The 14815-nt window shown below is 52.4% G+C and carries 15 protein-coding genes; 2 read left to right on the top strand and 13 right to left on the bottom strand.

What is annotated here, in order from left to right:
• Positions 1-128: 128 nt before the first annotated feature.
• From OHL19_RS02865 to OHL19_RS02810, 12 genes are all read right to left on the bottom strand, one after another.
• Positions 129-716, bottom strand: a complete 588-nt coding sequence (locus OHL19_RS02865) for a TadE/TadG family type IV pilus assembly protein (protein ID WP_263356078.1) — start codon at positions 714-716, stop codon at positions 129-131.
• The gene (locus tag OHL19_RS02860) at positions 716-1189 is read right to left on the bottom strand and encodes a TadE/TadG family type IV pilus assembly protein (protein ID WP_263356077.1); all 474 of its coding nucleotides are present in this window, start codon (positions 1187-1189) and stop codon (positions 716-718) included. Before OHL19_RS02860 ends, OHL19_RS02865 begins: the two co-directional genes overlap by 1 nt.
• 27 nt (positions 1190-1216) lie before the next feature.
• The gene (locus OHL19_RS02855) at positions 1217-2770 is read right to left on the bottom strand and encodes a pilus assembly protein TadG-related protein (protein WP_263356076.1); all 1554 of its coding nucleotides are present in this window, start codon (positions 2768-2770) and stop codon (positions 1217-1219) included.
• The gene (locus OHL19_RS02850; protein ID WP_263356075.1) at positions 2763-3128 is read right to left on the bottom strand and encodes a DUF192 domain-containing protein; all 366 of its coding nucleotides are present in this window, start codon (positions 3126-3128) and stop codon (positions 2763-2765) included. The genes OHL19_RS02855 and OHL19_RS02850 overlap by 8 nt, the downstream gene beginning before the upstream one ends.
• Before the next feature lie 178 nt (positions 3129-3306).
• On the bottom strand, positions 3307-4212 hold the full coding sequence (locus OHL19_RS02845) for a type II secretion system F family protein (protein ID WP_263356074.1): 906 nt from the start codon (positions 4210-4212) through the stop codon (positions 3307-3309).
• 6 nt (positions 4213-4218) lie between these two features.
• The gene (locus OHL19_RS02840; protein WP_263356073.1) at positions 4219-5193 is read right to left on the bottom strand and encodes a type II secretion system F family protein; all 975 of its coding nucleotides are present in this window, start codon (positions 5191-5193) and stop codon (positions 4219-4221) included.
• Positions 5194-5206: 13 nt separating this feature from the next.
• A complete protein-coding gene (locus OHL19_RS02835) occupies positions 5207-6556 on the bottom strand; it encodes a CpaF family protein (RefSeq protein WP_263356072.1) in 1350 nt (449 codons plus the stop codon).
• A gap of 45 nt (positions 6557-6601) precedes the next feature.
• Positions 6602-7834: an AAA family ATPase gene (locus OHL19_RS02830; protein ID WP_263356071.1), complete on the bottom strand. Its 1233-nt coding sequence runs from the start codon at positions 7832-7834 to the stop codon at positions 6602-6604.
• A gap of 32 nt (positions 7835-7866) precedes the next feature.
• Positions 7867-9315 carry a type II and III secretion system protein family protein gene (locus tag OHL19_RS02825; RefSeq protein ID WP_263356070.1) on the bottom strand — a complete coding sequence of 483 codons (1449 nt, stop codon included), beginning with the start codon at positions 9313-9315 and terminating at the stop codon, positions 7867-7869.
• Positions 9315-10133, bottom strand: coding sequence for a Flp pilus assembly protein CpaB (gene cpaB / locus OHL19_RS02820; RefSeq protein WP_263356069.1), 819 nt, complete (start codon positions 10131-10133; stop codon positions 9315-9317). Before cpaB ends, OHL19_RS02825 begins: the two co-directional genes overlap by 1 nt.
• Positions 10134-10137: 4 nt before the next feature.
• Positions 10138-10770 (bottom strand): A24 family peptidase, encoded by a 633-nt coding sequence (locus OHL19_RS02815; protein WP_263356068.1) that lies wholly within the window; start codon positions 10768-10770, stop codon positions 10138-10140.
• 108 nt (positions 10771-10878) lie between these two features.
• Entirely contained in the window at positions 10879-11064 is a 186-nt protein-coding gene (locus OHL19_RS02810) for a Flp family type IVb pilin (protein WP_263356067.1), read from the bottom strand.
• 371 nt (positions 11065-11435) lie between these two features.
• Here OHL19_RS02810 and OHL19_RS02805 point away from each other — a divergent pair, with 371 nt between their 5' ends.
• Entirely contained in the window at positions 11436-13151 is a 1716-nt protein-coding gene (locus OHL19_RS02805; protein WP_263356066.1) for a putative bifunctional diguanylate cyclase/phosphodiesterase, read from the top strand.
• Between the two features lie 116 nt (positions 13152-13267).
• Entirely contained in the window at positions 13268-13402 is a 135-nt protein-coding gene (locus OHL19_RS02800; RefSeq protein WP_263356065.1) for a hypothetical protein, read from the top strand.
• An 88-nt stretch (positions 13403-13490) separates the two neighbouring features.
• On the opposite strand, the gene OHL19_RS02795 is transcribed toward OHL19_RS02800, so the two are convergent.
• Positions 13491-14807 carry an OmpA family protein gene (locus tag OHL19_RS02795; protein WP_263356064.1) on the bottom strand — a complete coding sequence of 439 codons (1317 nt, stop codon included), beginning with the start codon at positions 14805-14807 and terminating at the stop codon, positions 13491-13493.
• Between the last annotated feature and the right edge of the window lie 8 nt (positions 14808-14815).

Raw genomic sequence — 14815 nt, 5'->3', positions numbered from 1 at the left:
AACACTTATAGATTATGTGTCTCCAGCTTCTAGTTTAGATGATTAGATATGCGGTTTTATCGTAACTATTCAGGAGATATTATGGATGCACTTATATGCGTCATCGTGATTTATCCAGTAAGACTGGTTTACATCACGATGGCGGCTGAGGCTTTGTAGGACAGGCTAAATGTTTTCGGTATGAGCGGGAGAAACACGAAAATAGAACTAAAGGAATAATTCACTGTCACCGTTACGGTGCAGCCTGGATTGTTGCTGCCATCTGTGCTGCTGCCGGAGTTAAACGTGTCGCAGGCTGCTCCCGTGGGACTCGCTCCAGTCCAGGCAGGCGTCGCAATTACATTGCCCGCAGTGATACCTGGAGGAATAATGCTGACTACGAAACTCTGTATGTTGGCGACTGTAGCGGTGCAACTCGCCGTGGTGGGAGTCGCGCATGGGACTGCTTTTCCTCCGGTGGCGATGCTCGCTGCGTCCCAGGTGGAGCCGCGCACGATGGCGTATCGAACGGCATCGTTTGCAGCGCTGGCCACAAAATGATCGGCGTAAAGCAGAAGAGAAAAGCCCATGATGCTGAAGACAGTCACGAGTACGATGCTGATGGTAAGGGTGAATTCGAGAAGACTGCTGCCTCTTTCATCTTTTCGGATGGATCGGGCGTGGGATTTGTGATCCCATGTGGATTTCTGTTGAATACTTGAGGCTGGATATTTCACTAATCGCCTCCTGATCGTAGATATGCGTTCCCCTGGAGAGTAAAGGAGCTGGGTATTCCGGGATAGGGGAAAAGTGGCGTGTAGGTTGTCGATGTTGTTACCTGCACATAGTTGACATAGTTATTGCCGCTACAGGTCGAAACCGAGGGCGGGGTGGCGCAGTTCACTATAACGGAGCTTCCGTCGAAGCACTCGCATCCATGCGTGGCTGTCACTGTTAATCCAGCGATATCGGGTGCGTCGAGTTGTGCGGCGGTTTGCACTCCTGCGTCATCGGGGAGATAGACTGTTCCGTAAACGGCGCCAGCATGAGCGGCTGAGGATATCTCGTTGGACAGATAATAGGCTCGGCCAAAGTCCACCGCCCCTGCAAGAATCAGAAGTAACATCGGCATTAGAAATGCTGTTTCAATGAGGCTTGAGCCATCTCGCCTGCGGAGTAGCTTTGAGAGCGAGCCACACATATAACTCATTGGATAACTCCTCAACGATTACACCTTTCATTGAACAAGGGTTACGTCGTTCCCATTTAAAGGCGATCCACTTTGGAGTGTGGCATAGTTATTGCCGACGGTTGTTAGTACCTGGGCTACGCCGAAGTTTATTGTGTCTGCCACAATAATGTTGTAGTTATTCGCAATCGCGCCTACAGCATACGTAAATTGCGCATTGGGCAGGTAAAAGGCCCCGTTCATGCTGCTGCCTTGTAACAGGCTGGCTACCACTGTACCTGTGGCGTTAACACCATGCCCCTGAAAGAAAAGTATTCCACCATATTCTCCGCTGGCAGGCGCCGATAGATTAAAGCTGGATAACCCCAAAGTCGCAGGCGCGGTGATACTGATGCTTCCGATTGAGTTACCGGGATTGGTTACATTGCCTGCGTTATAAAAAGTAACGCCATTTCCTGTGATCGATGACAATGCAGAGATCGTAATATTCAGACCGCCGGATGCTCCCAAGGGACCTGGCCCCTGTTCGAGGATGTAAGTACCCGGCTCAAATATCACGGTTGTGCCGACTCCAGCGACGATGTTGATTCCACCTTCATACGTCCCCGGATAAAAATGAAGTGTCGCTCCAAGACCAAGGGCCTCTGTAATTGCACCGCAATATATTCCAGGATTAAAGACAAATGGCGATGTACCGAGACCGCCGATGAGGATCGTAATGGGGCTCGATGAACCGTTCCAGGTACCACCACCACCGAGAAAGTTTGGAGCGCCACTTCCGCAGCCCTGGCCTGGAGTTGGCGGGGTGGGTGAGGGTAAATATGCCAATGGATCGGCTGGACTAGGTACGGGCATACCTACTCTCGCGGGCGGCGCTACACCGCACAGCAACCCATCCAGGAGCCCAGAGCCTGTATGACCGACTACGTAAAACTGAGGTATCGATACTGTGCCTAGCGTCAGAAGGCATGTGGCTGCCGCATTGCTGTTGGATTCATCTACGATGCCGCAGTTAGAGCGAAAGCCCAGACCAACGGCGAGAGTAATCGCCCCAGGTGCAGTTGGATCCAATGCGTAGATGCAGGGGCCACCGAGTCCGCGACCTGCCTCGGCGCGCGCTGTTACAGGAATGGTACTCACGCCGAATATCTTCGCGAAATACGTCGGCACAGGATCGGAGACGATCGCTTCCGCGTAGTTTTTAAGCCCTTTGTTGGGATCGGTCGAAACGGAACAGGCGGGACTGTTGATGGTTAATGTAAGAGCGGAACCGGGGGCAGGTGAGCAGTTGTTGAGAGCGACCGTAGTCACTGTGTAGTTGTTCTCGCCCAGAGCCTTTTCTGCGGCTGTCGTCATCGCTCCGCAGTCTGGAGTGGTGCCACAGACACGAATCTCTGCGGCGGCAGCTATTGCTGCTGCATCGGCGGCAGTTTGCAGGGTGCGCTTTACATAGCGGACATGCCCGATGTCGATGGCAAAGCCGATAGAGCAGAGGATCACAGTCATACATAGAGCGCCAACGACCAGAGTCTGCCCTCGTTCGTCGGAGAGGCGGCGAAGGATATTCATCTTTTTATGGCGCGAGTCATTGCTGTTAATCATGAGGAGCCTGATCCATGTGAAGGGCATCGCCAATCTTGATGCCGCTTTCCGCGATGATGCCTGCGGGGAGTTCGATTACGCTGCGTAGCTTCCAACTTACGGAAGTTATGCGGCCGGGGACGAGGTGACTCCATAACTTGATCACTTGCTTGTTGCGATCGAGGCCGATGACATCGATGGCGAAAGACATGCCTATGGTGTGGACGCCGGAGGATGGCCAGATCCATAGGCCCTCTCCATTGCCGAGACTGTTTCTGCCGAGTAGCCCACGCATGCGGCTCCATGTGGTCTCAGCAATTTTTACTGAGGCCGCAAGCATGCCGCCGGTTGTGGTGTTCCATACCTGTACGGTGCGCATATTTCGACCAGTTTCCGCTATGCCGCTTTACGGCTTCTGCGATAGATGATGATGCCCAGAACCATGACAGCGAGAACTCCTGCGGCGAGGCGAATGATAAGTGTCGTATCCATGATTTGTTTTCTCCTGATTCAGATTGGTAGCTATGACGATTTGTTTGCGTCGCCAGTGCTTGTGGTTATTTGGCGAGACCCTTGAGTCCGCCCAAGATTGTGAGATACGCGGGGCCGAGCAAAACGATAAACAAGCAGGGAAAGATGAAGAAGACAAGCGGAAAGATGATCTTGACTTTTGTCTTGGCCGCTATCTCTTCTATGCGCTGACGACGCTTCATGCGGATGTCGTCGGCGAAAGTGCTCAGGGTCTTGGCGATTGGTGTTCCGAACCTGTCTGCCTGGGTGAGCATGCTGACGAAGGCGGAGAGTTCGGGAACCTTGGCGCGGTCGGACAGGTTCTGCCATGTCTCCAATCGTGGACGCCCGGCGCGCTGCTCAAGATGCACGCGGGTCAACTCTTCCTGAAGGTCGGGATGATTGCGAACGATCTCTTCCGTAGTGCGGAGCAACGCCTGATCCAGCCCGAGCCCTGCATCGACGCAGATCACGAGCAGATCGATAGTGTCGGGAAGACTGCGGCGTATTCTCTCGCGCCTGCGCTTTGCTTTCTCCGATAGCCAGATACCCGGCGCCAGATAACCCAGGGCTCCAAAGATGAATACCCAGAAGAGGGTGTCATGCGGCATGAAGCTGCCGCCAAACAAGGCTGCAAGAGGCGTGAGGCACTGTGCGGCAAAGAAGAAATCCGGAGCAGATGCGTTGCGATAACCTGCGGCTGCGAGACGTTCAATGGATTTGGCACTTATGGTAAGACCAAGACGAGTGCGTACATCGTGCGCGATGTTGAGCAATCCATCTTCAAAGCGCTCTTTGGCACTGATAACGCGACTGTCTGGGCGATCGCTTTTCACGATCTCCATTGCGCGTTGTGCTTCTTTGCCGGGCCGCAACAGGACGGGAATGACCACGAGCCCGGCGACACAGAAAGCGGTTATTCCTAGTGCGGCGATAAATAAAATTTGAAGCATAGGATGCTAGACCTCAATCCCGTTGATGATGTGACGAATGATCCATCCCCCACAGAGCAGAAGAGCTATTCCGACATAGAGCATTTTTCTGCCGGCTGGTTCGTGGAAAAGTATTGTTGAATATCCGGGATTCAAGAAGTTGATTACTATCAGCAGGAAGACGGGAAGAAGACAGAGTATCCACCCGGTCATGCGCCCTTGCGCTGTCTGTATCCTGACCTCGCGTTGAATACGAAGACGATCCCGGATGACAGAAACAAGGCGATCGAGTATATCTACGAGGTTGCCACCGGTATCTCTTTGCACGAGAAATGCGGTGACCATGACATGGAGATCCGCGGATGGAACGCGGTCAAGCATCTGCAGTAGAGCGTCGCGTAACGGGAGTCCGTAATTCTGCTTTTTGAAGACTTCAGCGAACTCCGTTTTAGCTGGTTCCTGAGCTTGACCCGCAACGATATCCAGGGATGCCACGACGGAGTGCCCGGCCCGGAGTGAGCGTGCACAAGTCTCGATACAGTCGGGAAGAGCCTGGCTGAAGGCGGTAAGGCGCTTCTCTTTCTGAAAGCGTAAATAGGCTATCGGTATATAGCCTGCGAGAAGAGCCGCCACAATCGCAACGAAAAGCATTGCAGTAAGAAACCAGACGGCTGTACCGACACAGATAACAAGCGCTGCAGTAGCCTGCAGAATTCTCGGGACAGAAATTTGTACCTGGCTCTGGAGGATCAGCTTCTCAAGGTAGCGCCCTATTCTTGTCTTCAAAACGACAAGGGCGAATTTTCCAGTGTCTTTTTGCTCCGCAACAAGGAGGCCTGAACTTGTTCGAGAAGCAGTTTTGTCAAAGGCGGAATTCGATCCGAGGATCTCTGTCAGTCGACGATCGGCGGCGTTCTGCTGGGCCGTCGGTCGCGTCATTAGAGCGACGATGGCGAAGATGACGATCAAGCCAAAGGTGAAAACTACACCGATCAGAAGCATAGATACTCTCTCCCTACACTTCTACCGAGTGGTTGATGAGGCCCTGCGGCAAAGAGAAACCTGCGGCGATGAGCTTCTCGTGGAATCGCGGAATAATGCCTGTCGAGTAAAAGCGGCCTTTGATTTTTCCGGCCGGAGTTAGTCCTTTTTTCTCGAACAGGAAGAGATCGTTCATGCTGATGGTTTCGTTGAACGCACCGGTCAGCTCGGTGATGTGAGTTATGCGGCGGCTACCGTCACTCATGCGCGCGATCTGCACAATCAGTTGAATAGCAGAGGCGATCTGGGCCTTGATCGCACGTTCGGGCAGTCGAATGTCGCCCATCATCGACATTGTTTCCATACGCGATAGCGCATCGCGCGGGGAGTTGGAGTGGATGGTTGTGAGTGATCCGTCGTGGCCTGTATTCATCGCTTGAAGCATGTCGAGCGCTTCTTCACCACGTACCTCACCGAGCACAATGCGATCAGGCCGCATTCTAAGAGCATTGATCATCAGCTCTCGCTGACGTACGGCGCCGTGTCCTTCGACGTTCGGCGGGCGCGTCTCCAACCGGACAACATGCTCCTGCCGCATCAACAACTCAGCGGAATCTTCAATGGTGACGATGCGTTCGGAGGCTGAAATAAATGACGACAGTACGTTGAGGAGCGTGGTCTTTCCTGAGCCTGTGCCACCGGAGATGACAATGCTGACACGAGCTTCGACTGCCCCCTGCAACAGATCAAGCATGGGTATCGTCAGCGTATGTGAACGAAGAAGGTCGTCGGCAGTTAGTGGCGAGTTACCGAAACGCCGTATTGAAAGAACAGGACCATCGATAGCAAGTGGTGGAATGATTACGTTCACGCGCGAACCATCCGCCAGGCGCGCATCCACCATCGGTGAGGATTCATCGACCCTGCGGCCTACCGCCGAAACAATCTTGTCGATGATGTGCATCAGATGTCGATTGTCTTTGAAAACAATATTGGTCTTTTCGAGAAGCCCACGCCGCTCGACATAAATTGAGTTATGCGTATTCACCAGGATGTCGCTGACAGTGGGATCGTGCAGGAGTGGCTCGATAGGCCCCAGTCCGAACACTTCGTCTACTACTTCCTGTGCAAGTTTGTCGCGTTCTGCGCTGCTCAGAGGAACGCCATGTTCGGTGAGCAGGCGTTGAATCAGCGTAAACAATTGCTGCTGTCCTGCGCGTGTTTGATTGAACTCGCTCAGCTTGTCGAGATCAAGACGTTTGATGAGTTCTTTGTGTACTGCTGATTTAATCTGCTGCTGAAGCGCCTCCGGTACGCCTCGCACAGAGCGGCCTACTGGAGACTGGGGTTTTTCTGTTACGGCTTCGATGCTATTCGTCTTCATGTTACTAACCCTCTTCTCTGCCATCTCAAATGCAGCGACACACAATTACTTCCACATGGACATGAGCGTCTTGCTTTTTTTGACTGAGGCTGCTTCCAGTGGTGGTGGCGAACCTGCGATGGCCTCAACCCATTTGACCAGCTTGCCAGTAAGGGAAGACTTTCCATCGACGAAGAGAGGTTCGCCGAGATTGGCGGCTCGAACAAACTCAATGCTGTTGGGAATGCGTATTGCGATGGGCAATTTCATTGCCTTTTCAATCTGATCGACCTGAATGGCGTCAGATGAAGAAATGTGATTGAGAACGATTTGGAGCTTCTCAAGCGGCGCATCCAGCAGGGAGAATCGATCGATGTAACGCGATAGGTTTCGGATAGAACCGACCTCTTGCGTCGACACCATGTAGATATGCTGCGAGGCGGAGATGACAGGGAGATTGTGCTCTTCGCAATCTATATTGCAGTCAATGATGATGTAGTCATATTCGCTTCGAAGAAAATCCAATGTCTTTGCTACAGCTTCTTCGTCCAGATAGTTTTTCCCAACAGATGTATCGGGAGAAGACAACACATCTAATCCGCTTGCGTGCTTGATTACGAAGCCATGCAGGAGCTCGCTATCAAGGCGATTTACGTTTCGGATTAATTCCTGAAACTGATACCTGGTTCCATCCATGCCGAGATAAACGCACACGTGGCCAAGCTCAGGGTGATGGTCAATCAACAGGGTTTTCTTGTTATGGTACTTGGCCAGATAGGCGGCCACGTGTACAGCTAGGGTGGTGGATCCTGCTCCGCCTTTAACACCAAAGAAAGAAAGCACAGAACCGGTCTGAGGCGGGAACCAGCGGGTGGAAAGCCATTGCCGCTCCAGACGATCGAAGATAGTTGTAAGATCGATCTCCTGCAGTGGCGTGGTGAGAAAATCTGTGCAGCCTGCTCTCATTGCGACAAGTATCTTGTCGGGGCTGTCACTTTTGGCAATTGCGATGATGGTGATTCTGCCTGCAAATATCTGCGTGAGATACTGTGTGGCTTCGACAGCAAGCTCTTCTGACTTATCGAAATCCACAAAGGCGATGCATGCATCCGCAGACTTGATCAGTGGACTGAAGTAAGGCCGCTTGGCAGAGAAGATGTAGGAATCAAAAATGGACAATCCATTCTTCCAGAATCTCTTTACCATCGTTGCTTCAAGCTGGTCGATGGTCTTTTGGTCCGCGCAGACCGAGATCAGCACTGGCTCAGGACTTTCGAGTTTGTTACTTGGGAATGACAATACTGATCCTTTCCTCATCTGAAAGATGGTGCCTAGTTGTCTTTCTTGGTTTTTGGAAGTCCAGTGTCAAAAGCTGTTGGATCCATTGTCGGTACAGGGAGCACTGGCTCCTTGATTGGACCGCCCTCTTCCATAGGATTGACAACTTCCGGAGTGACGATCACGATCAGTTCTGTTGTTGAATGATTGAGTGATTTAGATTTGAATAGCTGACCGAGAATAGGAATGCTCGAGAAGCCGGGAGTCCGGCCATAGGCATCTGTTGTTCTTCTATCCAGGAGACCGGAGATTGCAAAACTCTGCCCGCTTTTGAGTACGACCTCGGTGTCAGCCCTGCGCGTAGAGATCGCTGGAATTTGGTATCCATCGATCGTGACGGCATTGGTGTAATCGAGAGCGCTAACTTCAGGCGCTATCTTTAGCTGGATCGTTCCATCCACGTTAACCTCAGGAGTGAAATCGAGCTTAACTCCGTACGGACGAAATTGAATACTGATTGAGGTAAGACCACCCGCAATACCCTGAACGACAGGGAACGGAAACTCACCACCTGAAAGAAAACTTGCTTCTTTACCGCTAAGTGTCGTCAGTGTCGGCTCGGCGAGGATTTGCAGAATGGACATATTCTGTAGATCCTGCAGCATCGCGCCGACGTTGAGGGATGAGTTATAGAGCAGGAAGTTTAGCGGGTTGGAAATTGATACTGTCTTGTTCCCTACGCTCGATGAGTTACTTGATGTGCTGCTTCCTGTCCCCGATGTTGAGGCAGTCAGCGTCGATGGAAATTGCGTCGTCGTAGTCTGAGCTAGGTTATTGCCGCCGGCGCTGAAAAAGTTAAACCCAAACTGGGTGAGCTTGGCACGGTCGACTTCGACAATGCGCACTTTTAGCTTTACCTGCGGGACATGGGCTGAATTGATGACCATGGCATCGGAAATATCTTTGGAATATAGACCAGCCAACTTTATGGCCGCGTCTGAAACTCCGCTTCCACTGGCCACTCCAGATAAGATGATTCGATTTCCGTCGCCTTCCACGTGAATATCTTCGCCATGCATGGACTCGCTGATCGAGGAGCGAAGCTTGTCGAGATCCAGATCGGATGAAACAAGATATGGCTGCGATTCTCCGGTCTCATCCCATACGACCAGTGAGCTGAGTCCGGCGGTTTTCGATGTTACCAACAGTTGATTTGGACTGGCCACATACGCTGAGAGGATAGCTGGGTTCGTAACGTACACACGCGTGAGTCTATGTTTTGTGTAGATAAACACAGATCTGCCGACGACGACGTGAAGTGGTTTTTCAGAGGGAGCGACGCTGGAGAAGTTAGAGACATCGCTAACAACTTCTGCTATGGCTGGAGTTACCTGCTTACTTGCAACGCTTTGCCCAGAGGCTGCGGACAGTGCGATGGTTAACGCGAGAACCGATGAGAGCCGAATGAAAATACAAACGCTTGTGCGAGGTCTGATGATCATTAGAAACTCTCCATCGTCGATTTATCTCCGTTTAAGACCTGCACACTGTATTTGGCGGGAGCTTGCGCTTCGCTGGATTTTTTAACGGGCTTTGCTTTTACAGGAGACCTGGCATCCGCGACCTGACCTAGTGCGGACATTTGCACCGGCTGCTCTTTCACCTGTTCATTGTCTCGGCCATTTCTCAGCACGAAGTGCACGCGACCCTGCGTACTGGCGAGAACGACTCTCTGCGCATCTTCGGGAGATACGAGAAGAGTCACAACGTCGACAGGCGCGGGTTGCCCCTTCGGATCGGGCTCCATCTTGAGACCGGCCGCCAATATTTCCGCATTCTGCAACACTGTGGAAGTTATCGGCGAATTTGAAGCTGGCACTACATAAGTTACGAGGACGTCGACATGCGTTCCCGGAAACAGGAAGCCTGCGACACCGACGACCTGATCTGACTTGAGCGAAAGAGCGCGCATGCCGTCGGGAACTTTTCTCGACAGGCCAGCGCCTGAGCCCGGTGCTGCGAGCTGCTTATCCAGAATGGGCTCGCCGGAAGCCAGTGGGTAGAGCACGGTGCGGCCCACCACATCCTGAGGTTTGGTAAAGGTGCCGACCAGGGGAATAGCGCTTGGCCAGTCAATTGGTTTCAGGTCTTCGGCGCGAAGAGTTTGTCCTGCTTCTACTTCATGCGCAGTGGCCATATACGACAGGCGGGCTGGTCCATTCGTATGCGTACTGGCTATTCTTTTGCCGAACCACAGCGTGAAGAATCCAGACACTACGACTGCAATAATCAGAGCAACCATCAGACGGCGTGTAGTCATATTGTCAGTTCTGAACTCTCTGTAGGTAAAACGTCAGGAAGCTGCCTACAGCAATGGCAACTCCATATGGGAGCCGTAACGTCGAGTTGTTATCGACGTTCAGATTGGGATGAGGCGCCAGACCTTTGTGCAGGTGATGATTCGCTAACGAAAACACATTGCCTATCGTGTGTTTTAACGATCCATGCATGAGCGCCATCAGGACTGCCATGACTCCGCCTGCAAGGGAGGTGAGGATCAAGAGGTATGCGAGATTCTGCAGCCCGCTGAGACAGGCAACCGCGGCCATGAGCTTTACATCGCCTCCGCCCATTCCACCTGCCATGAAGAATATGAAAAAGATCACCCCTGCAATCAGTGCAGCTGAACCCGATGTAAGCGCTCCCCTCCACCCATCGAGACTGAAGTGGATGATCAAACCTACAACCAGCCCGGCCCCCGTTAGATAGTTGGGTATCCTGCGAACTGCCAGGTCATAGATGGCAGCGATCACTGCACATATAAAACCTGCGGCGCAATAGACGAACTGATTGCCGATATGCACGGTTGAATCCTCAGGGCCGGTTGATATGTCGCCGAAAGCAATGTCGTGCATCAGAGTTATAAGACGACTTTGCGCATGATTGAGATAGGACATAACCTACTCAGCCAGGGCTTACTTTTAACTCTGCGTTTTCCTGTTACTCGAAACAGATTTGGGCTAAGCCGGAACGGAGGTGAGGTCCGCTCCGGCTCACGGTTACGTCTAGGCCTTGGCGCCGGTGATGGCTGTCGAAATGGTTCCGAACTCGGTTGTAATTGCGGTAGCCAAACCGCTGAGAGCCGTTACGGAAGCCAGCCCAACCAGGGCCGCAATGAGGGCATATTCAATCAGGTCCTGGCCTGATTCATCCGCCATCAGTCTTTTCAATGCAACTTTCAGGTTGTTCATGTCAATCTCCTTGATGGTTATGCGTTCTTGGGTTTTTCGATGTCACATTGTTAACCGAACTAGCAGACCCGAGTCCCCCCGTCTTGCTTGTCAGTACGCTAGTGAGTTACTAAAGTGGCTGTGAATGATTCTCATTAGAGCACAAAAGTTTTGAAGAGTAAGTACCCTGAAAACATTTGGCAACGGTTTGATATCAGTGGTGATATCACGTGATTTATAACCTCGGAAAACCCTCTGATTCTTGGGTAAATTACGATTACCATTCGTATTACCACCTGATAAGTCGAGGGCCAACTTAGTTATTCAGAGAGACTAGTCAATTCAAGTTTTGGCCTTTGCTAGGGGCTACCACGAGCAATGGGAGCGGTTGTATGAGAAGAATGATGTCGCGGTGTGTGCTGGAGGGGATTCCACGCAAAGTCTCAGCAATGGCAACAGGACGAGTCTTTGCCTGCGGAATCTTCCCGATACTGCCTGGCGTCGCGCAACCGCATCTCGTGCCGCAGCTTCATTTTTCGGCATTCTCTGTTTGGTGGCTTATGTTCACCGTAGCGTTCGCCGCATTGTCTGTAGCGATGGCCATCTTATTGCAGCGTCGAATTACCTTATACAGACTTCAATCCAGGCTGGACGAGGATCGCGATCGCCTCACCTCGGTACTGAATGAGCGGCATGTCACCAGGCTGCAGAATGAAACATTGAGAGAAGAGATTCAGGAACGCAAGCGGATGGAAGCCCAGGTGCGCCACCTTGCCTTCCATGACAACCTCACCGGCCTTGGCAACCGTACTTACCTGCTGGAGTCCATCGAGAAGGCCCTGAAGTCACCCCAGGGCAGGTTCAAGGTTGAAACGTTTTTGATTTATCTCGATCTGGATCAATTTAAGGCAGTAAACGAAATGCTTGGGCACCGCGATGGCGATCTGCTTTTGCAGGAAATAGCACGCCGCCTCCAAAAATTTACCCGCGCTGAGGATATCGTGGCACGCATCGGAGGAGATGAGTTCTGCATTCTTTTCGAGAGGCTGCATGGCATTGATCAGGCAAAGCATATTGCGGAGAGAATATTGGGGTCCATAGAGGAACCGCTGCCGCTCGATTTCACTTATCTACCTCTGACTGCGAGTATCGGAATATGCAAAATCGAAGCGCGATATGCAGAGGGGGAAGATGTATTGCGCGACGCGGATACTGCCATGCATCGTGCAAAACGAAGCGGCGGAAACCGCTACGTGGTGTATGACAGCGCGATGCATGATGAGGCGTTGTCTGTAATTCAAACGACGCTGCAGCTTCGATCTGCGATTGATAATAATGAGTTTGTGCTCTATCACCAGCCATTGATTGACATGCGGGACATGTCGATCAACGGAGTGGAATCCCTCATACGATGGAACCATCCCAAACGAGGTTTATTGTTTCCCGGTTCGTTTATCCAGCTTGCTGAGGAGACGGGATACATTGTGCCGATGGGTGCGTGGACTCTGCGACAGGCATGCCAGGATATCCGAGTCATGCGGCAGGCGTTCAAAAAGGATCTGCTGTTGAGCTTGAACGTATCCAGCAGACAGCTGGATGATCCGGCCTTTATATCCAAGTTGATGGCTCACATTCAGAGTAGCGATGCAAATCCAGGGCTCCTTCAGCTCGAAATCACAGAAAGCGTGTTTCTAAAAGATCCGGAGAAAGCTGGCGCTCTCTTTCGCGAGGTTCGAGCGATGGGAGTGAAGGTAGCTTTGGATGATTTTGGTACAGGATACTCTTCGCTCAGTTATCTGCAGAGATATCCTGTCGATACGCTGAAGATAGACCAATCGTTCGTGCGCGATATGCGTAAGGGATCATTCAATCGCAGCATCGTGCAGTTGCTTATAGATCTGGCCCACGGCGCGGGTATGAGGGTGATTGCAGAGGGCGTCGAAGATATAGAGCATGCTGAGTCCTTGATGTCTCTCGGATGTTATTTCGCGCAGGGCTATCTCTTCAGCCGGCCGATACCGATGGATGCACTTTTAGATTTGATGAAGTGGGGCATCCGCCTTCCGCAGGCAGAGGCATTGCGGTACACCCCGGCAAACCAGGGATAACGGAATAAATATCCGCCTGCTTCACGCACTGGATTGACGACGTACGTGAAACAAATTCACATCCCTGTCGACATTGTGAAACTGGACATGTGCAGGGGCGATACCTGAACAGACGAATGAGTGCTGTCTCCTATTCCCTGGACGCGATGACCGGGATCATGCCGGATCATCGCTGCCACCTGGTGCCTGCGGTTTATCGTGCCTGCGGTTCTGGCATGGGATTTATTCGCGGAGAGCTACAGGCCCTGTAAAACAGTTGTTGGCAGGCGACTCTATAGGTCGCCTGCCAACATAGGAATAACCCTGAATGTTTTACTGCATCAATCGTCAATACTCGGGCTATTTGTTCAACGTGAGTTGCGCACGGCGATTCTGTTGGAAGCAGCTTTCGTTCTGTTCCGTGCAGAACGGCTTCTCCTTGCCGTAGCTGATGACCTGCATGCGGGATGACGACACACCAGCAGCCTCCAGTGCATCGCGTGCCGAGGTGGCACGTTTCAGACTGAGAGCCAGGTTATATTCTGTCGATCCACGCTCATCTGAATATCCGCCAATCGTGATGTTCATTGCCGGATGGGCATTCAGATACTGTGCATCCGCCGCGAGTGAGGCTTTTGCATCTGGGCGCAGATCATACGTGTCGTAGTTGAAGAATGCATCCTTCACATGCTCGCGGAAGGCTTGCTCATCCGCTTCGGATGCCGGTGGCGCGATGTTGATTTCCTGGGCTGGAGGAGCCTGTTCGACGCCCTTCTCGATATGGAACGTGGCTACGCAGTTTGCAACGGCCTCTGCGTCGGATACGAGAGCTGCATGTCCGGAGACCTGGTAGTCGCCAGGAGACAGGCCTGCCGTGTCGATTGTGATCAGGCGGCCCTCTCCGTGGATGACTCCACCGGTCGTCGTCCAACTGTAGCGAACATCCAGCAGGTCAGGCACCGTAAAGGCTCGCCCTACGATGTCCACTGGGCGCCCCTGGTCCACTCTTGGCTGGGACGCGCTGCAGGTCAGGCTGAATTCGGACATGGGTTGCAGCGGCTTTGGTTTCGCAATTTCCTGAGGCTTCTCATGCCCACCGAATTTGAAGACTACGCCGGTTCCAATTTCAATCTGGTTTTGCGTTCCCTGCACCGCGTTGGGAAAGCCCGTATGCAGGTACTCCGCATCGATCGCGCGGATGGCAAGATGACGCGTGAGATTAATGTCGAGGCCGCCACCCGCAGAGAAGGCAAAACTCGATGCGCTCGAAGTACTGGACGTAGCGGTTGGGAAGTAGGAGCCGGTTCCTCGCGCTCCTCCAACGAGAAACTCTCCGAAGGGAACAATGCGATGCCGCTGCAAAGATACCTTCGGGCCGCCCAGGAAAGTCGTCAGGGTAAGGTTCTGCCCCAGGGCGCTGATGTCAGTCGCATGACCGCCTGTGACTTTTCCGGTGAAGCCGATCCAATGGTTCACCTGAACATTGCCGGAGATAAAGGCGCCCTGCATGCTGAAACATGGGCACCCTCCCGGCGGTGCATTCGCTCCGGTGTAGTTGTATCCAATTCCGAGGTCGAAGCGTGGAGTGATAAGGGAAGGATCCGAAGCCTTCTGCTGCGCGAGGGCAGCAGAAGCTCCGAAAATTGCTACTACGATTGCCATATTCAGAAAGCGCATCGCGTTTA

This window comes from Acidicapsa ligni, from assembly GCF_025685655.1.
Lineage (GTDB): Bacteria > Acidobacteriota > Terriglobia > Terriglobales > Acidobacteriaceae > Acidicapsa > Acidicapsa ligni.
The sequence above is the reverse complement of the archived record's forward strand: the minus strand, read 5'-3'. Positions and strand labels throughout refer to the sequence as shown.

Coding starts and splice junctions, on each gene's coding strand:
- cpaB (WP_263356069.1), bottom strand. CDS start 10,133: ATGACTACACGCCGTCTGATGGTTGCTCTGATTATTGCAGTCGTAGTG.
- OHL19_RS02795 (WP_263356064.1), bottom strand. CDS start 14,807: ATGCGCTTTCTGAATATGGCAATCGTAGTAGCAATTTTCGGAGCTTCT.
- OHL19_RS02825 (WP_263356070.1), bottom strand. CDS start 9,315: ATGATCATCAGACCTCGCACAAGCGTTTGTATTTTCATTCGGCTCTCA.
- OHL19_RS02855 (WP_263356076.1), bottom strand. CDS start 2,770: ATGATTAACAGCAATGACTCGCGCCATAAAAAGATGAATATCCTTCGC.
- OHL19_RS02815 (WP_263356068.1), bottom strand. CDS start 10,770: ATGTCCTATCTCAATCATGCGCAAAGTCGTCTTATAACTCTGATGCAC.
- OHL19_RS02845 (WP_263356074.1), bottom strand. CDS start 4,212: ATGCTTCAAATTTTATTTATCGCCGCACTAGGAATAACCGCTTTCTGT.
- OHL19_RS02840 (WP_263356073.1), bottom strand. CDS start 5,193: ATGCTTCTGATCGGTGTAGTTTTCACCTTTGGCTTGATCGTCATCTTC.
- OHL19_RS02800 (WP_263356065.1), top strand. CDS start 13,268: ATGAGTGCTGTCTCCTATTCCCTGGACGCGATGACCGGGATCATGCCG.
- OHL19_RS02805 (WP_263356066.1), top strand. CDS start 11,436: ATGAGAAGAATGATGTCGCGGTGTGTGCTGGAGGGGATTCCACGCAAA.
- OHL19_RS02835 (WP_263356072.1), bottom strand. CDS start 6,556: ATGAAGACGAATAGCATCGAAGCCGTAACAGAAAAACCCCAGTCTCCA.
- OHL19_RS02810 (WP_263356067.1), bottom strand. CDS start 11,064: ATGAACAACCTGAAAGTTGCATTGAAAAGACTGATGGCGGATGAATCA.
- OHL19_RS02850 (WP_263356075.1), bottom strand. CDS start 3,128: ATGCGCACCGTACAGGTATGGAACACCACAACCGGCGGCATGCTTGCG.
- OHL19_RS02860 (WP_263356077.1), bottom strand. CDS start 1,189: ATGAGTTATATGTGTGGCTCGCTCTCAAAGCTACTCCGCAGGCGAGAT.